The sequence below is a fragment of the Flavobacterium sp. RHBU_24 genome, assembly GCF_046613695.1.
In the GTDB taxonomy this organism is placed as follows: Bacteria; Bacteroidota; Bacteroidia; order Flavobacteriales; family Flavobacteriaceae; genus Flavobacterium.
In genome coordinates this window covers 178,251-202,364 of the sequence record NZ_JBKJHD010000006.1, presented here as the reverse complement: position 1 = coordinate 202,364, position 24,114 = coordinate 178,251, and the positions used below count along the sequence as shown (strand labels likewise).

Annotated in this window: 19 protein-coding genes; 7 read left to right on the top strand and 12 right to left on the bottom strand. The window is 43.5% G+C overall.

Annotated features, from left to right (window positions below):
- Positions 1–24 precede the first annotated feature (24 nt).
- Positions 25–888: a hydroxymethylglutaryl-CoA lyase gene (locus tag ACLI09_RS08550; RefSeq protein WP_411419188.1), complete on the bottom strand. Its 864-nt coding sequence runs from the start codon at positions 886–888 to the stop codon at positions 25–27.
- Positions 889–947: 59 nt separating this feature from the next.
- Positions 948–1,976: a quinone-dependent dihydroorotate dehydrogenase gene (locus ACLI09_RS08545; protein WP_411419187.1), complete on the bottom strand. Its 1,029-nt coding sequence runs from the start codon at positions 1,974–1,976 to the stop codon at positions 948–950.
- Positions 1,977–2,120: 144 nt separating this feature from the next.
- Here ACLI09_RS08545 and ACLI09_RS08540 point away from each other — a divergent pair, with 144 nt between their 5' ends.
- From ACLI09_RS08540 to ACLI09_RS08520, 5 genes are all read left to right on the top strand, one after another.
- Positions 2,121–3,287 carry a hypothetical protein gene (locus ACLI09_RS08540; RefSeq protein ID WP_411419186.1) on the top strand — a complete coding sequence of 389 codons (1,167 nt, stop codon included), beginning with the start codon at positions 2,121–2,123 and terminating at the stop codon, positions 3,285–3,287.
- A 2-nt stretch (positions 3,288–3,289) separates the two neighbouring features.
- Positions 3,290–4,573, top strand: a complete 1,284-nt coding sequence (locus tag ACLI09_RS08535) for an SPFH domain-containing protein (protein WP_411419185.1) — start codon at positions 3,290–3,292, stop codon at positions 4,571–4,573.
- A gap of 361 nt (positions 4,574–4,934) precedes the next feature.
- Entirely contained in the window at positions 4,935–5,549 is a 615-nt protein-coding gene (locus tag ACLI09_RS08530) for a hypothetical protein (protein WP_411419184.1), read from the top strand.
- Positions 5,550–5,607: 58 nt separating this feature from the next.
- Positions 5,608–6,852: a peptidase T gene (gene pepT, locus ACLI09_RS08525; protein WP_411419183.1), complete on the top strand. Its 1,245-nt coding sequence runs from the start codon at positions 5,608–5,610 to the stop codon at positions 6,850–6,852.
- 3 nt (positions 6,853–6,855) lie between these two features.
- Positions 6,856–7,440 (top strand): YdeI/OmpD-associated family protein, encoded by a 585-nt coding sequence (locus tag ACLI09_RS08520; RefSeq protein ID WP_411419182.1) that lies wholly within the window; start codon positions 6,856–6,858, stop codon positions 7,438–7,440.
- 140 nt (positions 7,441–7,580) lie between these two features.
- Here the strand turns inward: ACLI09_RS08520 and ACLI09_RS08515 are convergent, their stop codons facing one another.
- From ACLI09_RS08515 to fabV, 6 genes are all read right to left on the bottom strand, one after another.
- Complete coding sequence (locus ACLI09_RS08515; RefSeq protein ID WP_411419181.1) at positions 7,581–8,306, bottom strand: response regulator transcription factor; 726 nt, start codon at positions 8,304–8,306, stop codon at positions 7,581–7,583.
- 7 nt (positions 8,307–8,313) lie between these two features.
- Positions 8,314–9,837, bottom strand: a complete 1,524-nt coding sequence (locus ACLI09_RS08510) for a sensor histidine kinase (protein WP_411419180.1) — start codon at positions 9,835–9,837, stop codon at positions 8,314–8,316.
- Between the two features lie 65 nt (positions 9,838–9,902).
- Positions 9,903–10,496 (bottom strand): dephospho-CoA kinase, encoded by a 594-nt coding sequence (gene coaE / locus ACLI09_RS08505; protein WP_411419179.1) that lies wholly within the window; start codon positions 10,494–10,496, stop codon positions 9,903–9,905.
- Positions 10,493–11,485, bottom strand: coding sequence for a glycosyltransferase (locus ACLI09_RS08500; protein ID WP_411419178.1), 993 nt, complete (start codon positions 11,483–11,485; stop codon positions 10,493–10,495). Before ACLI09_RS08500 ends, coaE begins: the two co-directional genes overlap by 4 nt.
- A gap of 106 nt (positions 11,486–11,591) precedes the next feature.
- Positions 11,592–17,363, bottom strand: coding sequence for a fibronectin type III domain-containing protein (locus ACLI09_RS08495; RefSeq protein ID WP_411419177.1), 5,772 nt, complete (start codon positions 17,361–17,363; stop codon positions 11,592–11,594).
- A gap of 290 nt (positions 17,364–17,653) precedes the next feature.
- Positions 17,654–18,847, bottom strand: coding sequence for an enoyl-ACP reductase FabV (fabV, locus tag ACLI09_RS08490; protein ID WP_411419176.1), 1,194 nt, complete (start codon positions 18,845–18,847; stop codon positions 17,654–17,656).
- Positions 18,848–18,947: 100 nt separating this feature from the next.
- Here fabV and ACLI09_RS08485 point away from each other — a divergent pair, with 100 nt between their 5' ends.
- Positions 18,948–19,418, top strand: coding sequence for a hypothetical protein (locus ACLI09_RS08485; protein ID WP_411419175.1), 471 nt, complete (start codon positions 18,948–18,950; stop codon positions 19,416–19,418).
- Here the strand turns inward: ACLI09_RS08485 and recN are convergent.
- Both recN and ACLI09_RS08475 read right to left on the bottom strand, forming a co-directional pair.
- Complete coding sequence (gene recN / locus ACLI09_RS08480) at positions 19,407–21,059, bottom strand: DNA repair protein RecN (RefSeq protein ID WP_411419174.1); 1,653 nt, start codon at positions 21,057–21,059, stop codon at positions 19,407–19,409. The genes ACLI09_RS08485 and recN overlap by 12 nt on opposite strands.
- 206 nt (positions 21,060–21,265) lie before the next feature.
- Positions 21,266–21,625: a DUF983 domain-containing protein gene (locus tag ACLI09_RS08475; protein ID WP_411419173.1), complete on the bottom strand. Its 360-nt coding sequence runs from the start codon at positions 21,623–21,625 to the stop codon at positions 21,266–21,268.
- Positions 21,626–21,710: 85 nt separating this feature from the next.
- On the opposite strand from ACLI09_RS08475, the gene ACLI09_RS08470 reads away from it, so the two are divergent.
- Positions 21,711–22,601, top strand: a complete 891-nt coding sequence (locus ACLI09_RS08470; protein WP_411419172.1) for an AraC family transcriptional regulator — start codon at positions 21,711–21,713, stop codon at positions 22,599–22,601.
- A gap of 39 nt (positions 22,602–22,640) precedes the next feature.
- On the opposite strand, the gene ACLI09_RS08465 is transcribed toward ACLI09_RS08470, so the two are convergent.
- Positions 22,641–23,525 carry an OmpA family protein gene (locus ACLI09_RS08465; RefSeq protein WP_411419171.1) on the bottom strand — a complete coding sequence of 295 codons (885 nt, stop codon included), beginning with the start codon at positions 23,523–23,525 and terminating at the stop codon, positions 22,641–22,643.
- A 50-nt stretch (positions 23,526–23,575) separates the two neighbouring features.
- A complete protein-coding gene (locus ACLI09_RS08460) occupies positions 23,576–24,103 on the bottom strand; it encodes a C40 family peptidase (RefSeq protein WP_411419170.1) in 528 nt (175 codons plus the stop codon).
- Positions 24,104–24,114 lie beyond the last annotated feature (11 nt).

The following is a 24,114-nucleotide window of genomic DNA, read 5'->3' as shown; positions in this document are numbered from 1 at the left end:
ATTCTTAAAAGGGACTTTTTTACATCAATGAAACTCCCCAAACAACTTCGTAGCCTCATTATACGCGCTTTCAAAGCTTAACGAGTTAAGCCCGCTGTTTGCCTTGACAACGGTAAAATACGAGAGCATCTTTTCGGTGGGCATGTTGCCTGTAAGTTCGTCCTTCGCCATGGGGCATCCGCCAAAGCCCTGTATCGCACCATCAAAACGTCGGCAACCGGCTTTGTAGGCAGCATCAATTTTTTCGTGCCATTTATCGGGCACTGTATGCAGGTGCGCGCCAAATTCCACACCAGGGAACGCCGGGATAAGGTGCGAAAACAGGTAAGCAATACTATCGGGCGTGCTGCTGCCTATGGTGTCACTCAGCGAAAGTATCTTCACGCCCATATTGGCCATTTTTTGCGTCCACTCCCCTACTATATCCACGTTCCACGGGTCGCCATAGGGGTTACCAAAACCCATGCTCAGGTAGGCCACCACTTCTTTATCGGCTCTATGAGCAATGTCCAGTATTTCCTGTAAGGTAACTACCGATTGTGCTATCGTCTTATGGGTATTCCGCATCTGGAAGTTTTCTGATATAGAGAACGGGAACCCCAGGTACTGTATTTCTTTATATTGTGCAGCAGCAATTGCACCTTGGGTGTTGGCAATAATGGCCAGCAGCTTGCTATTACTAGCGCCCAGGTCTAAGCCTGCAAGTACCGCAGCCGTATCCTGCATTTGCGGAATGGCCTTGGGCGATACAAAGCTGCCAAAATCGATGGTGTCAAAACCCACACGCAAAAGACTCTGTATGTAAGCTATCTTGCGCTGCGTAGGTATAAATGGTTTTATACCCTGCATGGCATCCCGCGGACATTCGATGATTTTAATTCTCTCCATATTTAAAGCTGCTAAGCCGTCGAGCTGCTGAGCCGCTTAGTAGCTCAGTAGCGTAGAAGCTATCCTTCTAAAATCCTCTCGTTAATATCCTTAATAAGCTGTGGGCCTTCATATATAAAGCCCGTATACAGCTGCACCAGGCTTGCGCCTGCCTCCAGCTTTTCTATGGCATCATCGGCGCTGTGTATGCCGCCCACCCCTATTATAGGGAATGCCTTATTACTTTTTTCCGAAAGGAAGCGTATCACCTCGGTGGCCCTTTTTGCTAAGGGCTTGCCGCTAAGGCCGCCTGCTTCGTTTTTGTCTTCGCTTTGCAGCCCCTCGCGTGATATCGTGGTGTTCGTGGCGATAACCCCGGCTATCTGAGTAGTTTTTACAATATCTATAATATCCAGCAGCTGCTCATCGGTAAGGTCGGGCGCTATTTTAAGCAATATGGGCTTTGGTTTCGGCCTGGCCGTATTCTTGTCCTGAAGCGTTTGCAGCAGTTTTGTAAGCGGCTCCTTGTCCTGCAGTTCCCGAAGGTTAGGTGTGTTGGGCGAACTTACATTTACCACAAAATAGTCTACATAATTAAACAGTTCATCAAAACAAATAATATAGTCGTTAACCGCTTCCTCATTTGGCGTAAGCTTGTTTTTGCCTATGTTGCCGCCTATCAGTACATGGCCTTTGCCTTCGGGATTTTGCTTAAGGCGCTCCACCGCTGCTTTTACACCACCGTTGTTAAAGCCCATACGGTTAATTATGGCGCTGTCTTTCCGCAGCCTGAACAGCCTCTTTTTAGGGTTGCCCTCCTGCGGTTTTGGTGTAAGTGTACCAATCTCTATAAAGCCAAACCCAAGGTTAGATAGCTGTTTGTACAATGCTGCATCTTTATCCATACCGGCTGCGAGGCCCACGGGGTTTTTAAACTTTAACCCAAATACCTCACGCTCCAGGCGTGGGTCGTTAAGGTTATAAGCCGTCTTTATTATAGACGGCATACCAGGTATGGCATTTAAAAATCGTAAAGATGAAAACGTAAAGTGGTGTATCTTTTCAGGGTCAAACCTAAAAAGCAATGGCCTTATAAGCGCTTTATACATTGTTGTTTTGTGTGTTGTTATTGCAAAAATATGAAATTACTAATAATTAAGCATTTTTATATTTACACCGTTAAGAACTACTTGTACATTTATACAGAATGTTTAAATTTGGCTGTAACCAATTCTTTTAAAAAACAGACCAAAATGAATCCTGAATTTCAAAAACTGCTCGACATAACCCTCACAGACGGCTTCCTGAACGAAAAAGAACGTAACGTGTTGCGAAAAAAGGGAGAAGCGATGGGCATGAGCGCAGATGAAGTTGATATTATTATTGATGCGAGGCTATTTGAAATAAACCGGGACAAAAAGGCAGGTGAGCCTGTTGACAAGAGTAAGTGCCCTAAGTGTGGCGAGCAACTTACCGGGGTTAGCGTGGTGTGCCCTTCGTGCAATTTTATAACTAACAACAACGAAACAGAAGGCTATACAACCGCCGACAAGCAAAATTTTTTGATAGATGAAGAAAGGCAGCATACATCGCTACAGGCAGATATGCGAAAGCTTAATAAGGTTGCTTCTAAAATAAAGACGGCCAAGGCAGAAGGTTTTGGTAAAGTAATTAAATCAGGGATTCTCATTTTTATTTCCAGCGGCTTATACATCATTTATAAAAAGTTCATCAAGAAAGAGACCCTGTTTGATCGCTATGAAAAGGCTACAAAACGTTATGTTACCGAGTTTAGTTTATTAAGCTATGACATGACAAAAAAATACGAAAACAGTACATCAGTACTTGGTGAAGTTAAGGGCATAGATACCGAATTAAGTGAACTGAGCAACAAGCGCAACAGGCAGGCAAATATTACGGGACTTTTTACTTTTGCTACTATAGGGGTTATTATATTTTTAGTACTACGGGTGCCAAAGCCACAGTCAGGCCCTGCATCTTCCGCTACAACCGAGGTATCCCGGGAGTCGCCCGAAGAAAAGACCGAAAGGCACATAAAAATGGGGCGCATAAGTGAAGCTAAAAAATCGATGGCGCTTATGGAAGACGGAGCTAAACGAGACGAATTTTTTATAAAGGTGCGCGACCTGGAAATTGACAGCCTCGCCGGAGCCCATGATTATATAGGGGCACTAAAATTAGCGCGTACCATAAAAAACAACGACCCTTTTGAGAATGAAATGGAACGGAAAGTAGACGATATTGTAGAAAAACAGGTTGAATACCTTTCTGACGAGCATCGGTTTAAAGAAGCACGTGAAGCGATGAAAATGGCATCATACCCAAAATCATCCAGCCTTGAGGTTTCAATAAATCTTGATGAAATGATTTATAAAGACAGTAAAAAAACAAAAAGATAGCTATGGGAATTTTCGATATATTCAGAGGGAATGATGGCGGGTTTATAGATGTTATCCGCTGTGATGAAGACGATTTTTTAGTACATAAATGGACACCCGGCGACGGTGAAGGCAGCTCTAAAAAAGAATATGCCATACGCTACGGCAGCAGGCTGGTACTACGCCCCGGCGAAGGGGCAGTATTCTTTTATCCCGGAGGTGATGCTAACGCTGTAGATATACTTTATGGCCCTGCTAATAAAGGTATAGAAACGGGCAACTTCCCGGTGCTCTCGGGCATCGTAGGCTCGTTATTTGGCGGCGAGTCGCCTTTTACGGCCGAAGTGTACTTTTTTAACTTTGAGCGAAATATACAGATACGTTTTGGCATTCCTTATTTTGATGTGTTTGACGCTCGCTTTCCAGACCTTGGGGTGCCTTGTGCAGTAAGGGGCACGCTTACCTTTACCATAGCTGATATTACTAATTTTATAAAGCAGTACCGCCTGCAGGATTTTAGCCTGCCGGAACTTGAGCTTAAAATACGCGATTTTTACACCCGTAAGGCAAAAGCAGCGGTACTGGGCATCCTTACCAAAGCGCAAATATCTGTAATGCAGGCCGAAACTAAATTAGAAGAAATATCAGACTATATATTAGCCGAAGTGAAGCCCGAACTGGAAGATAACTTTGGCATTGCCCTAAGGCGTATAGACATTACGGCGCTTGAGCTCGATAAAACCAGCATTGCCTACACACAGCTTAAAAGCGCCACTGCCGATTTGCAAACCCGTATTGTGGGGGTGAAAACTGAGGTAGAGATAACAAATCTTACTGAGCTGGCCCGCATACAGCGAAAAGACATAGAAATGGGTGTGGAAGGTAAAAACTTTGCCGTGCACCAGGTAAACCTTAAGGCAGATGTTCTTAAAACCGCGGCAGGCAACTTAGGAGAAATGAGCGAAGTAGAAGGTGGACGCGGGCGTGGTGGTTTTAGCGCCGCAGGCGTGATAACCGGAATGGCACTGGGCGGAGCCATGGCAAACCAAATGGGTGGCATGATGGGAAGTATGGACAGTACCCCACCTCCCCCGCCCGCTGTTACATATTTTATTGCCATAAACGGCCAGCAATCAGGGCCCTATACCGTGGCGCAGCTCAAAGAGTTTGCTCTCAGTGGCCAATTTACAGGCGAACATTATATCTGGAAACAGGGCATGGCCGGTTGGGAGCCAGCTACAGACAACCCTGCCATGGCCGAAGTTTTTGGGCAGGCACCCCCACCCCCACCAGCACCAACAAAGTAATTATTTTATGAAAGCAAACCCGGTAACCACACTTATAACATTGGCACTATGCCTTCTTATATCTTATGCATTCTACACATTTAACAATAACCCCCTTAAAGAAGTACTGTGCGCAGGCAGTTTTATACTCCTTTTTACAACTCTTTTTTTCAGTATAGGAGCGCGCTTTAATTATTACCGAACTGGTTTAAACGTGCGGACAACATCATTTATATTCTTTTTCGGCTTTTTACTGTCTAACGTCCTGTTTTCTTTTTTAAGCTTTACTCAAGGCGTTTATATCGTGGTTAATGGTATAGCACTGCTACTGTACTTCCTGATTATTTATTACCTGATATATCCCGCCAGGGTAAATTAAATCATGCTGAAAGAAATTTTTATATGCCTTGTACAACAGCATACAGATAATGGCAGTACTGCCGAGATTTTTTGGCAGGAACTCGAAAAAGCATACAGTGCAAAAGGCCGCCACTACCACAACCTTACCCATCTTGAAAACATGTATGCCGAATTGATTGGGGTAAAACATGAAATTGCCGATTGGGATACATTGATGTTATCATTATTTTACCATGATGCGGTTTACAATGCCAGCAAAAAGGATAATGAGGAAAAGAGCGCGGCGCTCGCTATAAAGCGCCTTGCAGAAATTCAGTATCCCGAAAATAAAAAGCAGTTGTGCTTTGAGCAAATAATGGCTACAAAAAGACACGATTTAAGTAGTGACGCTGATACCAATTATCTTATTGACGCCGACCTGGCCATACTTGGCACTTCCCTTGAAAGCTATTTACAGTACAGCAAAAATATAAGGAATGAGTATAGCATTTACCCTGATTTCCTTTATAACCCCGGAAGGAAAAAGGCGCTTGCGCATTTTCTGGACATGGAATATATTTTTAAAACACCCTACTTTCAGGAAAAATATGAAACCACAGCCCGGCAGAATATTGCCTTCGAAATTACGCTGTTGTAAAACTTAACATTGGCAATGTAAATTTATTGTAAATTTGCGCTTCATTAAATCCAGCAAAATGCAGCACATAATAGACCGTTTTATAGGGTATGTAACCGTTGATACTGAATCTGACCCCAATTCTGACACTACACCGAGCACCGCGAAGCAATGGGACCTTGCGAATAAGCTTGTAGATGAGCTTAAAGCCATAGGCCTTGAGGAGGTTACCATAGATGAAAATGCCTATATTATGGCTACGCTTCCGAGTAACGTGGAGCACAATGTGCCGGTTATAGGTTTTATATCGCATTTTGATACCACACCCGATTTTACCGGTGCTAACGTAAAGCCGCAGATTGTACCTAATTATGACGGCGGTGATATTGTACTTAATGCAGAACAAGGCATCGTGCTTTCGCCGAAATACTTTAGCGACCTGCTGCAATACAAAGGCCAGACCCTGATTACTACCGATGGTACCACTTTACTGGGTGCCGACGATAAAGCCGGTATTACCGAGATTGTAAGCGCTATGGAATACCTGGTGCAGCATCCTGAAATAAAACACGGAAAAATTCGCGTGGGCTTTACCCCGGACGAGGAAATAGGCCGTGGCGCACATAAGTTTGATGTGGCAAAATTTGGCGCCGACTGGGCCTACACCATGGATGGCAGCCAGATAGGCGAACTGGAGTATGAGAACTTTAACGCTGCGGGGGTCAAAATCACTTTTAAAGGCAAGAGCGTACACCCCGGATATGCAAAGGGCAAGATGATAAATTCTATGCTTATTGCCAATAAGTTCATTTCGTCGTTACCCGCTAACGAAGTGCCAGAACTCACTAAGGGTTACGAAGGCTTTTTCCACGTTACCGGAATTACAGGCAGTATAGAGGAAAGTACCGTACAACTTATTATACGGGACCACGACAGCAAGCGCTTTAAAAAGCGCAAAAAGCTGGTAAAGAAAATAGTGGACTCAATAAACCGCAAATACAAGAAAAAATTTGGCGGTAATATCGCCACTGCCGAAATAAAAGACCAGTATTATAATATGAAGGAAAAGGTAGAGCCGGTTTTCCATATTGTAAAAATTGCCGAAAAGGCCATGAAAAAACTGGATATTAAACCGATTATTAAGCCCATACGCGGCGGTACCGACGGCTGCCAACTGTCGTACATGGGGCTGCCCTGCCCTAATATATTTGCCGGCGGACATAACTTTCATGGCAAATATGAGTATGTACCTGTAGAAAGTATGGTAAAAGCCATGGAAGTAATCGTAAAAATAGCCGAACTTACTGCTGAAATAAAAAAGTAGTATATGGATGAAAAGCCAAAAAAGGCCTGGGATAAGTCGGCCCAATGGCCTGATGAAATAGAAAAGCTGCGCCAGATAATTAACAAAACGGGCCTTACAGAAACCACTAAATGGGGCGGCCCAATGTTTACCTACAAAGGCAAGAACGTTTTGGGTTTGGGCGGGTTTAAAAACTATGTGGCGATCTGGTTTATAAAAGGTGTTTTTCTTAAAGATGCTAAAGGCGTGCTTCTTAATGCAAACGAAGGCAATACAAAGGGCTTACGCCAATGGCGTTTTACATCTGCGGCTGAGATAGACGAAGAACGGGTTCTTGGATATATCAATGAAGCCATTGAAGTAGAAAAAGCCGGGCTGGCCATAACACCCGATAAAAAAGAGACAATAGTTCCGGAATACCTTGAGGTGAAATTGCAGGCAGATTTAAAACTTAAAACCGCTTTTGAAGGTTTTTCTGCCTATAAGCAACGTGAATTTTGCGAATATATAGCCGAAGCGAAGCAGGAAAAAACCCAGGCTAACCGCTTTGAAAAAATAAAGCCCATGATACTCGATGGAATAGGCCTTAATGACAGATACCGGAAATAATCAATAATAAAAAAACACCCGGGAATTTTAAACTCCCGGGTGTTCATGTTACTCCAGAAACTGGAAAATTCCTCCTGCATGGTTACAGCTGGCCCGCACGGCATATAGCATATAACCTGTAAGAGGAATTATAAATATACTTATTTACTTTCTTCAGTCACCTTGTTTTTTACAACAAGCCTAAAGCCCTCTCCATGAATGTTAAGTATTTCTACTTCTTCATCCGGTTTCAGGTATTTACGCAGCTTGGCAATATACACGTCCATACTGCGTGACGTAAAGTAGTTGTCGTCCCTCCATATCTTGGTAAGGGCAAGCTCACGCGGCATAAGGTCGTTTTCATGCAGTGCAAGCATCTTAAGCAGTTCATTCTCTTTTGGCGACAGCTTTATCGGTTCATCCTTATCAAAGGTAAGGAAGCGCAGCTTAGAGTTAAGGTGGAATCTACCTATCTGGAACTCAAATTTAGAGTTATCCGTTTTAGTTTCGCTTGATTTCCTTTGTATGATGGCCTTGATTTTCATCAAAAGCACCTCAGAGTCAAACGGTTTATTAAGATAGTCATCGGCCCCTACTTTATAACCTTTTAGCACATCTTCTTTCATAGATTTTGCAGTAAGGAAAATGATAGGCACTTCTTTATTTTTCTCCCTTATTTCACGGGCCAGCGTGTAGCCGTCTTTATAGGGCATCATTACATCAAGAATGCACAGGTCGAAATTGTCTTTCTTGAATTTCTCAAAACCTTCCATGCCATTTTTGGCAAGTGTAACATCAAAATCGTTAATCAGCAGGTAATCTTTTAGCACGGCCCCAAAGTTTGGGTCGTCCTCCACTAAAAGAATCTTTTTGTTTACTTCTTCCATATTTTTTTTAATTTATCAGTGGCATTTTTATTATAAAGGTACTGCCTTTCCCTTTTTCGCTTTCTACGTATATATGACAATTATGGTCATCAATAATCCTTTTTACATAAGCCAGACCTAACCCGTGCCCTTTAACATCATGGCGGTCGCCAGTATGCTCGCGGTAAAATTTTTCAAAAATGCGCTTTTGCGTATTCTTTCCCATACCCAACCCGTGGTCGCGTATTTTTATAAGTATAAAATCCTTAATATTTTCCGTATATATATCTATAACGGGTTCATCAGGAGAATATTTGATTGCATTGTCTAAAATATTAACAATAACATTAGTAAAATGCATATCATTTAGCAAAACAGTGGTACGTGCCGCATCAAAGTGCCTGGTTAGTGTGCCCTGCCTTGCTTCAATTATAAGCCTTACATGCTCGATTGCATGTTCCAGTACATCGTTTACATCGGCGGCATCTTTAGCGATATCAAGCTCTTTTTTATCAAGCCTTGATATTTGTAGCACATTTTCTACCTGCGAGTGCATCCGCTTGTTTTCTTCACGTATCATTTGCAGGTAATACTGCACACGCTCTTTATCATTAAATATCTTTGGGTTTTTAATCGCGTCGAGCGCCAGGTTAATGGTAGCTATCGGCGTTTTGAACTCATGAGTCATATTATTAATAAAATCGGTTTTTATCTCCGATATATTTTTTTGCTTTATCAACTGGTTAATGGCGCTTAAATAAGCAATAATGATAATAAGCGTAAACACAATAGACAGCATTGTAATCCCAAAAATAGAGGATACTATATACTGCTGTTTTTTTGGGAAGCCTATAAAAAGCCTGTACCCGTTATAATCGCTCCCCGCATCAAAAAGCTTATGCACAATAGGCTTGGGCTCAGAACTTAAATTACCCGAATTTATCTTGGTAGGTATACCTTCGTTAAATACACCAAATTCAAACGGTGTATCTACCCCGTTTTGCTTAAGCTCTGTGCTTATAACCTCTCTTAACCTATCTTTGGTAAGCCAGTTCTCGAGGTCATTATGCCGGCGAAAATCTTTTAAGAATACATCTTTCTGAAAACTAAGTACCCTTTCTACATCTGTTTCGGTTTCATTATTTACAATAAGTGAATCAGAAGCGGCCTTACCAGCTTTCCTGGTAACATAAGCATCAAATTTTTCTTTATCAAAGAACGCGTCATCAAGCTCCCGGGTTACCTGTTGGCTGTATATAATAGGACGCCTGCTCTGGCCCATGGCCTGCATATCATACAGCCTGATCATATCGGTGCGTGTAGGTACATTACCGGTACTGTCTTTATATTTTAGGTAAACTTTATAAAATTCTTCCGCTTCCAGGCGTTGCATTTGCGTAGCAACACGGGCAAGCACCTGCTGGATATGATACTTAAACTGTTCGTCATTTTTTTTTAACGAACTATTAACCCAATAAAGCTGTACAAGTATTATGCCTAATAGCGAAAGGCTCATAAAAAAAACTAAAAGGCGAAATCGGGTCTTATTCATCACTACAAAATTAACATTTTAACATTTAGAGTAAAAAACCATTAACCAAACATTAACAACTTACTTCATTTTTTAGGATTATTCAGAAAATTAAATATTTTAACAACCTCTTTTTGGACTTTATCAAGCGAAATATTCTCAATAACATAATCGCTAAGCGCAATTTTCTTTTCTTCTGCCCACTGGTTTGCCATTCTTTTTTCAACATCCCCACGCAAAGCTCCGTCACGCGCCATCACGCGGTCAATACGAACCTCCTGCGGAGCTGTGACAGTTATTACAGCGTCGCATTGCTTATAAGCCCCGCTTTCAAATAATATGGCAGCCTCTTTAATTACAAAAGGCAGATTTTGATGGTTAAAAACCCAGTCGTTAAAATGCAGCGCAACCCTGGGGTGGATTATAGCGTTTAACTGCCTTAACTTTTCTTTATCTGAAAAAACAAGCGCCGCAATTTTAGCACGGTCGGGTGTATTAGCGGTAAAAGCCGCTTCACCAAATACTTTATGCAGTTCGTCTGCAACTTTGGTTGTATATAATATTTTTTTAGCTTCGTCATCAGCATAATATACGGGTACACCCAATGTTTCAAACATGCGCGCCACAGTGCTTTTGCCACTGCCTATGCCTCCCGTTAAGCCTATTACTTTTGTTTTCATTTAAAAAATAATTCAGGGAATGCTATTTTAGGTTTTTGGCGGAAGATGTGTATGCGTACAAATGATTCAAAGTAGCCGCTTCCGTAGCCATAAAACTGTATAAATACCGCCATAACCGATAAAAAACCTACCACAACACCGCTTTGCAAACCGGAAATTAAAAGAACCAGTAAAAAGTAAAGGATATAAAAATACAATAAATACCAGAAACCGGAAAACGCAAGTATAAACGACAGCAGCATGCCCAGCATAAACAGCGTAGGGAATAAAAACGTTATCTTTTTATACTCGGGGTGCCACTTATCAAGTATGGGCCGTGCTTTGCCGAATTTTGTAACCTGCCGGTTAAATTTTTCCCAGTCGATACGGCGTTTATGGTATACAAAACAGTTGCTGAACAGTTTTGTTTTAAAGCCCATTTTCCAGAGGCGGATTGAAAGGTCAGGGTCTTCCCCGGGATGGATGTCTCCAAATCCACCCGAAGATTCAAAAGCCTCTTTGCTTATCCCCATATTGAAGCTGCGTGGCTGGAATTTGCTTACTTTTTCTGACTTACCGCGAATGCCGCCCGTAGTCATAAAAGAAGTCATGGCAAAGTTAATGGCCTTTTGCACCGGGCTAAAGCTGCTCAGCGCGGCATCAGACCCGCCAAAGCAGTCTACATAACCGTTTGCAAGTTGCGCCTCCACACCCGAAAGGTAATGGGGCGGTATGATACAATCTGAGTCTAATATTATAAAGTAGTCGCCCGTAGCCACCTGCATACCGTAGTTACGGGAATCGCCCGGGCCGCTGTTTGGCTTAAAGTAATAGGAAATTGTAAGCTGTGCCGAATAGTTAGCGGCGACCTCCCTGCACGGTATGGTAGAGCCGTCTTCTATAATTACAATTTCATAGGGTTTGTTGTAATCCTGGAGTGTTAAACTCTGTAAAAGCTCTTCGATTTCATCGGGCCTGTTGTATACAGGAATAATTAGAGAAAAATGCATTTATAGCCCTTATTTTTAACAAAGTTAGGCTTAAAAAATAAAAAAAGCCACCTTTTCAGGTGGCTTAATTACATTAAATTTAAAATTTTACTGCTTATCAGTAATACTAGTTCTGCCTTTTAACAACTTTAATTGTTTGTACAGCATCACCGGCAGTAACGATAACCATATAAGTACCTTCAGAAAGCGGTGCCATATCCAGCTGCGCCGTAGTAGCGTTAGGCTGTTTAGCGAGCACTACCTGTCCAAGGAGGTTATATACGGCAACTGAAGTTATTTCGGATGAATACTCAAGGTGTAGTACATCTTTAACCGGGTTAGGGTAGTAAGTAAATGCACTTGCGTCAAATGACTTGCCGCCCAGTATTTCGCTTATCGTTACAGCAACTATATCCTGGCTGGTACAGCCATCAATGGTTTGTGTAGCATAATATGTAGCGCCTGCTTCAATAGCGGTACCTGCTTCAAGTGGGTTGGTACCATTCGCCGCATCTCCTGCTGAAGCGTACCATGTAACTGCACCATTAGCAGCAACAAAGATATCTTCTATTGTGGCAACCGCACTTTCTGCGGTAACAATCTGGGGAGACTGTGCCTCAGGAGCCGGGGTGGTAGAAATGGTTATATCAAATGAGGTTTCATCACTACAATCACCCTGAGAAGCATAAATGTATACTGTAGCAGAGCCTGATATTATATAACCTGCCTCAAGCATCTCGCCCATACCACCCGGTTCTGTGTAGTAAGCACCGTTTTGCAACGCAGGCAGCGTATATTGGTAGCAAGAAGTTACATCTTCTAAACTATCTGCCATTACTGTAGTGATAGTAACCGTAACAGGTGTCCTCATCATACTCTCACAACCCTCAACGGATTGAGAAGCATAATACATCATACCATCTTCAAGGGCTACATCTCCTGCAAGGGCTTCACCGCCTGTTTCAGATGCATACCACATTACATTATTACCTTCTGCGTCAAGCGAAGCTACAATACCCTGGTTACAGAATGTTTGTTCGGCTGCCGCTTCAGGGGCAGGGGTTACAGTTATCATAGCCATAACAGGTGTCCTTACGGCACTTGTACATCCTTCAACGGTCTGTTCTGCATAATAGGTAACATCGTTGGTAAGTACTGTATCTTCCGTTAGTGCATTGCCCCCGGTCTCGGTGGCATACCACATCACGTCAGTTCCTTCAGCAGAAAGATCAGCAACGGAAGCAGTGTTACAAAATGTTTGCATAGCATCTGCCTCAGGGGCAGCAGTAACGTTAAGTGTAACAGCTACACCGGCCCTGGCAGGGCTTTCGCAACCATCCACAGTTTGAGATGCATAGTATACGGTGGTACCTTCGGTAAAGGCAGTATCGGCAGCAAGCGGCTCACCACCTGTTGCGGCTGCATACCACTCAATACCTGTGCCCGTGGCAGTAAGGTCTGCCACGGTACCTTCATTACAAAATGTTACCTCTTCATCGGCAATTACCGGTGCGGCAACAAGGTTTATAGATACTGCAACCGCAAGCCTTGCAGGGCTTTCGCAGCCACCTACGGTTTGAGATACATAGTAAAAACCAAAATTAGCAGTTGTAGTAGGGCTTAGTGCGGTACCGCCCGTAGCCGTGGTATAATACTGTAGTTCCTCGCCCACAGCCGTAATATCGCTGATAGGGGCGCCATAGCAAAGCGTTTGCGATGCTGCGCCGGTAGGGGCAGGAATTGTAGTAACCGTAATTACTGACGTAGCCGTCCTGGTACAGCCTGCAATGTTTGTAGCAGTAGCGATATAGGTGGTAGTTTCAAGCGGCTTAGCATATACGGTGGTAAGGTTAGTACCTGCATATGGCACTGTAGCCGCGGCATCGGTATATAAGCCTGCTACAGGGCTAAAGGTTACTGTATTTGCATAGCTGTAGCTAAATGCCACATTTGGCCTTAATACAGATGCTGAATTTACAGAATAACCGCCCGCTGCTATAGCATCAAGGCTCGCAACACCGGCTGGTGTTACAGCATCTATAGCGCCTGTATATACACTGTTGTAAGATGTAGTGGTTGTCCTGGTCCTTGTGCCGGATCCGTTACCAAAGTTACCCGCATTATGGGCGACTTCTACAATTATATCGCCGCCCGTCCATATATACGGTGTGGTAAGTGTAATAGGCACCCAGCCTGTAGCACCCGCTGTAGGTGTATAGTTGGCATTATATACTGTAGTAAGGCTGGCAGAATTTACAAAACCTGAAGTAAGGTCAGCTACAGCCGTTGAGCCAATTTTTATCCTCAGGTCAATTAGTGCATTTGCCGCAGAGGCGAACATATCAAATGCAATAGTGTTGATAGAAGAGCCTACAATTAGCCCCTGCGCCTGAAGCTCTGCCGCCTTAAATAATATCTGGGTTTTTGTACCGCCGTAATAAGCGCTTAACGGATTAGGATATGAAGTGGCAGATGGCGCGGTAGTACCGTTGCCAATTGCTGCCGTACCCGATGCCTGCGAACCTGTAACAGCTAATGACTGCACCGTGCCCGAACAAATGGCCTGGGCAGCCGGAGTTATGGTAATGGCGTTTGGCAGGTCATTTACGGTAATGTTTACCGTAGCTGTAGTTACACAGCCACTTACGCCATCGGTTGCTGTAACCGTGTACATTGTTGTTTGCGCTGGTGTTACACTTTGTACAGGGCCGGTTAAGTTACCCGGCATCCATACATAAGTATAGTCAGCATTGTTGCTGGTTACACTTAACTGGGTAGTTTCGCCCGCGCAAAGCACTGTGTCTGCTGCGGTTGCTGTTATGGCAGGCGCAGCAGTTATAGTAGCCACTACCGGTACGCGTGCACTATTACAAATTGTAGTGGCATTAAAGGTCATTTTTGCCCTGCCATTATTAGTTGTAGTACCACCAGATCCATTTACAGCCCCTGTTAAAGTGGGGCATATAGCAGATGCCGCCTGGTTGTCTGCATAGGTATATGTTGCCGAAACATAGCCCGGGTTGTCATATTGTACTGCAGAACTCGTGCCCCCAAAATTTACATTGCTAAAACATACCTGCACAACAATGTTGCTGGTACCATTCCAAACAAATGGAGATGAAAACACATAATTGTTAAGCCCTGTAGTAAGTGTTTGTGCGGCATTGCTGTATACCGGCACCAAGCCGTCTATATGCGTGCTTGTAGCCACATTTTGTGTAGTAGTACCTATACTTAACGCAAAGCTGTTAAGCGTTGCGGTACCAAGGGAAGTTATAGTAAAGCCTACAGAGTTTATTGGCCCGGCAAAAACACCTGCTGCCTGTAACTCTGCCGCGGTTATTATGTATTGTGTTTTAACACCACCCCAGCCATGATAGTAAGGCGAAATACCGCCACTTTCGCTTGACGAAGCCCCAGCACCTACAACTGCTGTATTATTTGCAGATACATTACCTGAACTTACATAATATGTAGTTGTTTGTGTAATTAACGGGGTAGTATAGGTTGTACCTGTAGCTACACTCGCGCCGCCTGTAGGGGCCGTATACCAGCTAAGTACAGCATCGGTATTAGCAGTTGCTGCTAAAGCTACTGTGCCCTGCCCGCAGGCTGTACCCGGTGTGGTGGTTACTACGTCACCTGCATCGCAAAGTGTGCCTGCCATAAGTGGCCCGGCCCACTCGCTGTAAAGGTTTGTATCGCAACGTGAACGCACCCATATATAATAACCGGTACTTGGTGTTAACGAACCTATTGCAGCAGTAAGCGTACCCGCAGGTACACTACCGGTAGCAACCGTACCTGAGGTAGGTGGCGTTGCCGTGGTACTTACATAATACTGGTATCCGTTGGCCGGAGCCGATACAGATGCCGTCCATGATATGTTTAGATCGTTTTCACCCGCGCTAACAAGGGTAAGCGCAGAAGGATTGGCACAATCCGGCGTAGCCTTAACGGTAAAGTTATCTACAAACATATTATAGCCAAATTCCGAATGGAATTTTAATGCTACAAGCAGGTTTGCCTGGTTTGCAGCAGCGGCCGGGAGTGTAACTGTTTTCCTAGACCATTCTCCGGCGCCCGGTGCGGTAGCCACATGCCTTGGGATAAATTCGCCGGCGGCAACCCACGTAACACCTCCATCGATAGAATATTGTACATTAACACCCTCGTTAAGGTAGCTACCCGAGTTATAACTGGAACCATTTAACTGGAACCAGTAAAACTCAACATCCACACTGCTTACACCGGTTGATGCAAGCGGTGGGCTGATAAGGCGCTCTTCAGCACCGGCTGAAGCGCTGTATGAATTGTACCTTACAAAACCGCTTCCCTCCTGTGGAGTGGAGGTAGGGTTAGTACCCGCGGTTATAAAGTTTATATACGATGTAGTTTGTACCGCTACGTTTTGTTTTGTCCAGCACGAAGGTATAGTAGTAGCGTTAAACCCCTGATTATAGGTTAAAGGCGTTGGCTCGCACAGCGTTGCAAAAGTAACAGACGATGTCCATACACTTGTACCATTGCCACAGTTAGACCTTACCCAAAGGTAATAAACTGTATTCGGCGTCAGGGCAGAGAGGTTTATTCCTGTACCCGCTACATTACCCGTAGGCGTAGTAGAACCTGTAGGCGCAGTAGATGAAGTACTTAAATAGTAATCGTACCCTGATGCTGGTGTAGTTACAGATGCTGTAAAGGTATAGCTTGCCGTTGTTGTAGTTACAGGGCCTGCCACAAGCGCGGTAGGCTCTATACAGCTGGCCAGTGTTGTAAATGTTCCTGCGGCACTATAACCGTTACCGCCGCCCCCCGTATTAGGTATGTGCGACCAAACAGCGTTTACAGTACCTATAGATGCCTGTACCCGCACCTGGTAAGGTGTAAGTTCTGTTAGCCCTGTAAGGGTTACACTTGTACCGTTTACAGGATTTCCGGTCCAGTCAGTCCAGGTACAAGAGCCCGGAATCCTGTACTGCACGTTGTACTGTGTGGCATTACTTGCAGCCGTCCAGCTAATGGTAGCTGTGGTAGTGGTAAAAGTTGTAGCCGCAAATGTGCGCACTGGGCTGGGGCCCGCAGCATTTTGCGGGTAAAAAGTATACACTAATCCGTTAGGGATGTTAATAGCGGCATTTGCACTATTAAAGTAGTTACCATTTGAATTGTTATTTGCCGAAACTGCGTTCAGCCAGTTGCATGACGTGCCCGTGGGAACGTTATCAAGCATAACGCTGTTAACATTTGCAGCCCATCCGGTGCCCGCGCCACGTATACCCACATCTACACCTGTAGACGCGGCATCGCCAATAACATTGTTGCCATAAACCAGCTCTATGTAATTTGCCTTTGCAGTATGCGTAGACGCATAAAGGCGTATCTGGAAGTTAAGCAGCCTGTCTACCGTGTCCGAAAATTCATACGGCTTAAAGTTTTTGTACTGAATTACTAAAACCAGGTCATTACCGGTACCTTCCACTGCCCAGCTTAGTGAGCCGGGGGCCGTGGTGGTGTTAGCGTAAGCATTAAGGTCGGCGCCAAAGGCAGAGATAATACCTGCGGTGGTACCGCCCGATGGGTTATTGCCCAGCGGACCGTAAGTATACCCCGTCCACGCGGCTGTACTAAACCCAACGTACCCGTTGGTATCTACATTAACAGCGGTTTGGGCGTTACCCAGATAACTAAAGGTAAAGCCTGAAGGAAAAGCAACCTGGTACTCCACATCATCTAATGATGTAGCACCACCTGTGGTGGTGGAACTTCCTAATACGGTAGGCGACGCGAGCTCTGCATAAGTGCCTGTACCCGCGTTAAAACCGTATTGAATAGCCGTTTGTGCGTAACTGCCCATAGAGGCTAGCATAGCGGCAATTAATAACGTAATTTTTCTCATATTGTGTCAATTAATTAAGTTAATAAAGCTACTTAAAATAGTTATATAATTGCCATATCATCAAATTATTGAGTTAAAAATAACTGTATTGTTAATTTTAACATAAAAAAAATATACATAATCACAATTAGCCAATATAATATCACAAATTTACGCCTAAATGTTGTGGCCGCATTTAAAAAAAATCTAACACACGTAACGATTTATAAACAAAAAAGTCCCAAGCGGGACTTTTTTGTTACAATTAGTTAACAAAGACAAAAAAATATTATCTAAATATTAAATATTTATCAATTAATGCTTTCTACCTTTACCATTTCATCAGCATCGGCATCATAATCTACACCGGCAATATCAAATCCAAAAAGGTTATAAAAATCTTTACGGTAACCTTCAAGGTCGCCTATTTCGGCCAGGTTATCGGTGTCTGCCTGTTTCCATAGTTCAGCCACTTTCGCCTGAACATCGTCACGCATCTCCCAGTCGTCTATACGGATGCGGCCTTTTTCATCTACAGGTACTTCGCCTCCCGTGTATAGCCTTTCGCGGTACAGGCGGTCTATCTGCTCAATTGTACCTTCGTGAAGGCCCATTTCTTTCATAGTTTTGTACAGCAGTGATATATAAAGCGGAATAACCGGTATGGCAGAGCTTGCCTGGGTTACCAATGCCTTATTAACAGAAACATAGGCATGCCCATTTATGTCTTTTAGGCTGTCTGATATTTCAAATGCCGTGGCCTCAAGGTGGTCTTTTGCCTGGCCTATGGTTCCCTTACGGTACACGGCCTCGGTAACAGCAGGCCCTATGTAAGAATAAGCCACGGTTGTAGCGCCATTGGCAAGTACACCCGCATCTTTAAGCGCGTCTATCCACATGGCCCAGTCTTCGCCGCCCATTACCGTAACGGTATTTTCAATATCACCCTCTCCGGCCGGCTGTATGGTAACTTCGCTTACCTTACCGGTATGGAAATCGACCGTCTTATTGCTGAATACTCCGCCAATAGGCTTAAGCACGCTACGGTGCAGTACGCCTGTTTCCGGGTGCTGGCGTACCGGCGAGGCAAGGCTGTACACCACAAGCTCTACCTGGCCCAGGTCGGCTTTTATAAGGTCTATCGTTTGTTGTTTAATTTCTTTGCTAAAGGCATCACCGTTAATACTTTTGGCATACAGCCCGGCCGCGTGTGCTTCTTTTTCAAAAGCGGCGCTGTTGTACCAGCCCGGTGAGGCAGTCTTCCCCTCGCTGGGTTCTTTCTCAAAAAACACGCCTATGGTAGCGGCATTACTGCTAAAGGCACCCGTTATACGTGAAGCCAGGCCAAAGCCGGTAGAAGCGCCTATAACAAGCACTTTTTTAGGGCCGTTAGCAAGTGCGCCATGCGATTTTACGTAGGCTATCTGGTTTTTTACACTTTGCGCCGCGCCGTCGGGGTGGGCCGTAAGGCATATAAAGCCGCGCATTCTTGGTTCTATTTTCATAATCTTTTGTTCTGCATTTAGTTTATTGGAAAGCAAAGATAAAAAACTAAACCAACTTAGCGTTATTTTTATAATTTTAGCAAGTCAAACCGCCAGCTTTATGAACGACCTTTTAAACGAAGAGGAGTTTTTACCGAAAGAATATAATCCTAAAAAATGGTTTATTGGTTTTTACATTATTTGTATAGTCACAACATCTTTTGTTTTTTATATTGAGACTATATTTAATATTGAAGGCACAGATAGTTCTGCCACAATAATAAGTATAACAGAAATATTAACTCCTCTAATATTATCCATAATAATGATATTTGGCAGGAGTAATAATACTTTAAAACTAAGTAAAAAAAGAACTATACATTCCGTAGGATTACTAACCTTTTTTGGCTGTATAGCGTTGACAATTCATGCTATTATAGACGGTATGGTTAATAAATATGTAGTAGGTATCGAAGTAATTGCCCTTGTAATATTAATCTTAATACTATATACAGTAATTTATGGAATTGCACTAGTAATAATACTACCCATACTTAAACGAGCGCAAAAGATTAATCACTTACCCCAATAACGCCTTAGCATGCGTTAACGCCGATTCACTTACATCCTTGCCACTTAGCATCTCGGCTATTTCGCGTATGCGTTCATCGGGGACAAGCAGCTTAAGTTCGCTTACCGTGGTATCGCCCTGGGTTTTCTTATATACTTTGTAGTGCTGGTCGCCTTTAGCGGCTATCTGTGGCAGATGGGTTATGGCAAATACCTGCATGGTATGGCTCATGCCCTTCATGATATCGCCCATTTTTATGGCAACCTCTCCCGAAACCCCGGTATCTATCTCATCAAAAATAATGGCCGGAAGCTTAGAGTACTTCGCCAGTACCGATTTTATACTTAGCATAATACGAGACATCTCCCCCCCTGACGCTACCTTTTTGAGCAGGCCAAAGTCGGTGCCTTTATTTGCAGAGAATAGCAGGTTTATAATATCCTTACCATTGCTGTGGTAGGTTTCGGTTTCGTTAAGCTCAAATTTAAACCTTGCATTCGGCATACCCAGCTGGGCAAGTATTGCGGTAATGCTGTCGGCAAGCACAGGCACGGCTTTTAAACGGGTGGCGCGCAGTTTTGTGGCAACAGCGTCAGCCTCTCCCCTCGCCTTGCTTACAGTTGCTTCGGCTTTTGCAATGGCTTCGTCAATCCCTTCTACCAGTATTACTTTGCTTTCCAGGTCGTCCTGAATAGTTAGCAGCTCTTCAACGCTTGCCGCATTGTGTTTTTTCTGTAGCGTATAAATCAGCTGTAGCTTTTCGTTTACTTTCTCCAAAGCCTCCGGGTCGTTAACCAATCCCTCATAGCTTTCAGCAAGCCCATCGGCCACATCATCAAGCTCTATCAGCACACTCGAAATTCGTTCATAAAACCCAGTATATTCCGGTGATATGCCGCTTATCTTTTGTAACGAAGCTTTTATCTCCTTCAGGTTTTGTATGGCACCTATCTGTTCTTCATTGGCAAGTGCCAACGCTTTAGCTACGCTTTCTTTTATAAACTCTACGTTGCTCAGTTTTTCCTGCTCGCTTTCCAGTTCAGCCTGTTCGCCTGCCTTTAGGTTGGCCGCAATCAACTCTTTAAGCAAGTAGGCATTATAATCCTGCTCTTTGCCCAGGTTAGCTTTTTGGTCAGATAATTTCCTTAACGCCGATTGTGCAGTTTTATATACCGCTAATTTGCCTTTATAATCTTCAAGCAGCTGCGCGTTACCGGCCACGGCATCGAGTATCTGCATCTGGTACAGCTCATCACTCAGTTCGCGGGTTTGCTGCTGGCTGTGGATGTCTATAAGATAACTGCCCAGTTCCTGCACCAGTGGCAGGTTTACGGGGCTGTCGTTTATAAATGCCCGGCTTTTGCCACTGGGCAATATTTCCCTGCGAATGATGGTTACATCCTCATAGTCGAGGTCGTTTTCCGCAAAAAATGGCCCGAGGTTATAATCGGCTATTTTAAAATGTGCCTCTACCACACACTTTTGCTCCTTGTCTTTAAGCGAACCCAGGTCGGCACGGTTGCCCAGCACCAGGCCGAGCGCGCCAAGCAGTATCGACTTACCCGCGCCGGTCTCTCCCGTAATGATGGAAAAACTGCCGGTAAAATCGATATGAAGGCGCTCTATGAGCGCAAAATTTTTAATCTGGAGTGTTTGCAGCATAGGTTTTTGAAGTGCAGATTGCAGTACAAATATAGCACTTTTTATAATTACGAATTTTCAATTATCAATTACGAATTGAAAAAGATTAACCTGTAGCTGTAATTTTAAAAGCCACGAATTACACAAATTTAAACGCTCTGTAATGGTGTAATTAGCGCAATTGCTTATCCGGTTCACTGCGTTCGTGCCGTGGCAAAGAAAAAACTTTATATCGTGCGCCCCGGTCCATCCAGCAAGTAAATCCAGAGCATGCGCGAGAGCCTGAAGTTAAACGTACTAAGCAAAACTGCAAGTACCGCGATGCAGGCAATCATCGGCCCAAAACCTTCTACAAAAAACTGTAAAATTAAAAATGCGCTTACCATTTCGGCTACAGCCAAAGCATAGCTAACATACATGGAGCCGAAAAAATAACCCGTTTCTTTTTCGAAATGGTGCCCGCAGCAACTGCACGTTTTGTTCATTTGCGGCATACGGAACAAAAAGATGTTTCCTTTAGTATTAAAAACCTTGCCTTCGCCGCATTTAGGGCATTTTTCTGAGATGATATTTATAAGCTGAGACATACTGTAAATTTTATATATACAAATGTATCGCTATAAAAAGCTATAAGCAATGCCGTGATTACGCAAAAAATTGTACTTTTAGGACATGAAGCGCATTTCGATTTTACATATAAACCAGTTTAAGCACGACCACCAGGATGAAGATTTTCATGTAAACCTGCTGGAAACCCACTTAAAAACCAGGCATAAAGATATAGCAGAGCCGCACAGCCACAACTTTTACCTGGCGGTACTATTTACACACGGCAACGGCAGGCATGAAATTGATTTTACCACCTATAACGTACAGCCGGGAGCGTTGTTTTTCCTGAATCCGGGGCAAACCCATCACTGGGAGTTATCTGAAGATGTAAAGGGCTATATATTTTTTCATACCCGCGATTATTATGAGATGTATTATACACACAATAAACTGTCCTACTTTCCATTTTTTTACAGCATGCACAGCAACCCCTGCATCTATCTCGATGCATTGCAATTAAAAGAACTTACTTCTTATTTCGGGGGTATTTATTCCGAAGGTATTAAAAATCTGCCGCTGCAAAAGCAGGCTGTTATGAGTTTCATCAACCTGGTTTATATAACGTGTACACGACTATATGACAGTACCGAAACCGCCGCCGAACCTCATAACGACAACGGCTATTACCAAAAATTTCACCAGTTTGAAGCCCTGGTAGAATCACATTACATTGAGCATAAACTACCTGTATATTATGCGTCGCAATTGTTTATAACACCACGCCACCTGAACCGTATAGCGCAGGCGGTAACGGGTAAAACCGCCACCGATGTAATTTTAGACCGTGTACTGCTTGAGGCTAAAAAGGAAATTGTGTTGCGGCGTGGCAATTTTAAAAGCATTGCCGAAATTTTAGGTTATAATGACTATGCTTACTTTTCGCGCATGTTTAAGTTAAAAACGGGCGAGACACCCGGCGAATTTGCCCGGAGGTACATAAATAAGATTGACTAATGTATATAAATGCCTGATTGTGCAATCAAACATATAAGGTTAATTTGCGACTATCAGCACCTCAACCCGGCGGTTTGCTTCACGTTCATCCGCCGTTTTTTCGGGGATGGTATATAGTGGCTGTGATACCCCAAAGCCTTCAAAGGAGAGCCTGCCTTTTTCTATGCCGCTGCGGTTAAGGAATTCCATTACGGCCTTTGCCCTTTGTGTAGAAAGATTTTTCCTGTCGGCCGTCATGCAGCATACATGCCCCTGCAACTTAATTTTTAAGTTTGGGTTGGCTTTCATAACTTCAAGCAGCTCATAAAGGCGCGGGCGTGACTCTTCCATAACGGCAAAAGTGTTTTCAACAAAATTAAGGTTGGGTATCCGTACCTTATCGCCGGTTTTCGCTGTACCCAGCTTTTCCATAAACAGGGTATCAAGCTGTATCTCTTTTTCGCCCGCGGGTGTGCGTACCATAATTTTATCCGGATAAATCACTTTAGGCTTTGGCCTGTTAGCCACCGGTTCATCCTTAATTCCTAATATCTCATTCTCTTTAGCCAGGTCTTTTTCCTGTAAATAATAAACTGTAGCCTTACGGTTTTCAGATTTAACGGTAGACTGCCTGTGGAGCTCGCCGAAACTTCGGGTATAAAAATCCTCCCTTATCTTTACTTTGCCTTTTACTTTACTAAAAACAAAATCTACACGACGGTTAGAAAGGTCGTCGTTGTGCGTTACTGTGCCGTCTTCATCGGTATAACCGTTAATTGCAAGTATTTTTGATTTAGCGTTTGCCGCTATCCATCCGTCAAGCCGTGCCTGCTCTTTAGCGGTAAGTTCGTGCTTATTGGTTTCAAAATATACTGAGAACTGCTCCTGGGCTTTTACTGTAAAGACGGAAATGAATGTAAAAAGTATTGCAAATATCTGTTTCATAGTATTTTTATAGGCTAACGAATATAAACTAAATTTTATTACCACACTGTTTATAGTGCAAAGGGGTTTATACATTTATAAAAACGATGTGTATACCCTTCAGACCCCAGTTCACTTACGGTAACGGCCATTTCACTACCTGATGACGCATGTATAAATTTGCTTTGCATGCCGTTAGCTTCCGTTATAATTCCTAAGTGCCCTATGGAGTTGCTGTCTTTATAACCATAAAATACCAGTATATCACCTACCATAAAATCTTTTGGCTTTTTGGCCGTACCGATGTCTTTAAAGCCTGAAGAGCTTCGGGGTAAATTAATATCAAAGTGCTTAAATACATAGTGCACAAATCCGGAACAGTCAAAACCTTTAGCAGGGTCTTCGGATGCATAGCAGTATTTTGTACCCATATATTTTTTAGCAAAAGCAATTATCGAATCGCGGTTTACAGCCTCATTGCTTTGCACAATAACTTCCTGCGGCACTGAAAGCTGGCTGATTTTTTTATCCCGTTTTTTAGATTCGTTACAGGAAACAAGCGAAGCGGCAATAAGATATATGTATAAAATATTTTTCATACCAATGAAGT

Bases quoted from the DNA above. Each gene is read 5' to 3' on its own strand.
- ACLI09_RS08550 (WP_411419188.1), bottom strand. From the start codon at position 888: ATGGAGAGAATTAAAATCATCGAATGTCCGCGGGATGCCATGCAGGGT.
- ACLI09_RS08545 (WP_411419187.1), bottom strand. From the start codon at position 1,976: ATGTATAAAGCGCTTATAAGGCCATTGCTTTTTAGGTTTGACCCTGAA.
- ACLI09_RS08540 (WP_411419186.1), top strand. From the start codon at position 2,121: ATGAATCCTGAATTTCAAAAACTGCTCGACATAACCCTCACAGACGGC.
- ACLI09_RS08535 (WP_411419185.1), top strand. From the start codon at position 3,290: ATGGGAATTTTCGATATATTCAGAGGGAATGATGGCGGGTTTATAGAT.
- ACLI09_RS08530 (WP_411419184.1), top strand. From the start codon at position 4,935: ATGCTGAAAGAAATTTTTATATGCCTTGTACAACAGCATACAGATAAT.
- pepT (WP_411419183.1), top strand. From the start codon at position 5,608: ATGCAGCACATAATAGACCGTTTTATAGGGTATGTAACCGTTGATACT.
- ACLI09_RS08520 (WP_411419182.1), top strand. From the start codon at position 6,856: ATGGATGAAAAGCCAAAAAAGGCCTGGGATAAGTCGGCCCAATGGCCT.
- ACLI09_RS08515 (WP_411419181.1), bottom strand. From the start codon at position 8,306: ATGGAAGAAGTAAACAAAAAGATTCTTTTAGTGGAGGACGACCCAAAC.
- ACLI09_RS08510 (WP_411419180.1), bottom strand. From the start codon at position 9,837: ATGAATAAGACCCGATTTCGCCTTTTAGTTTTTTTTATGAGCCTTTCG.
- coaE (WP_411419179.1), bottom strand. From the start codon at position 10,496: ATGAAAACAAAAGTAATAGGCTTAACGGGAGGCATAGGCAGTGGCAAA.
- ACLI09_RS08500 (WP_411419178.1), bottom strand. From the start codon at position 11,485: ATGCATTTTTCTCTAATTATTCCTGTATACAACAGGCCCGATGAAATC.
- ACLI09_RS08495 (WP_411419177.1), bottom strand. From the start codon at position 17,363: ATGAGAAAAATTACGTTATTAATTGCCGCTATGCTAGCCTCTATGGGC.
- fabV (WP_411419176.1), bottom strand. From the start codon at position 18,847: ATGAAAATAGAACCAAGAATGCGCGGCTTTATATGCCTTACGGCCCAC.
- ACLI09_RS08485 (WP_411419175.1), top strand. From the start codon at position 18,948: ATGAACGACCTTTTAAACGAAGAGGAGTTTTTACCGAAAGAATATAAT.
- recN (WP_411419174.1), bottom strand. From the start codon at position 21,059: ATGCTGCAAACACTCCAGATTAAAAATTTTGCGCTCATAGAGCGCCTT.
- ACLI09_RS08475 (WP_411419173.1), bottom strand. From the start codon at position 21,625: ATGTCTCAGCTTATAAATATCATCTCAGAAAAATGCCCTAAATGCGGC.
- ACLI09_RS08470 (WP_411419172.1), top strand. From the start codon at position 21,711: ATGAAGCGCATTTCGATTTTACATATAAACCAGTTTAAGCACGACCAC.
- ACLI09_RS08465 (WP_411419171.1), bottom strand. From the start codon at position 23,525: ATGAAACAGATATTTGCAATACTTTTTACATTCATTTCCGTCTTTACA.
- ACLI09_RS08460 (WP_411419170.1), bottom strand. From the start codon at position 24,103: ATGAAAAATATTTTATACATATATCTTATTGCCGCTTCGCTTGTTTCC.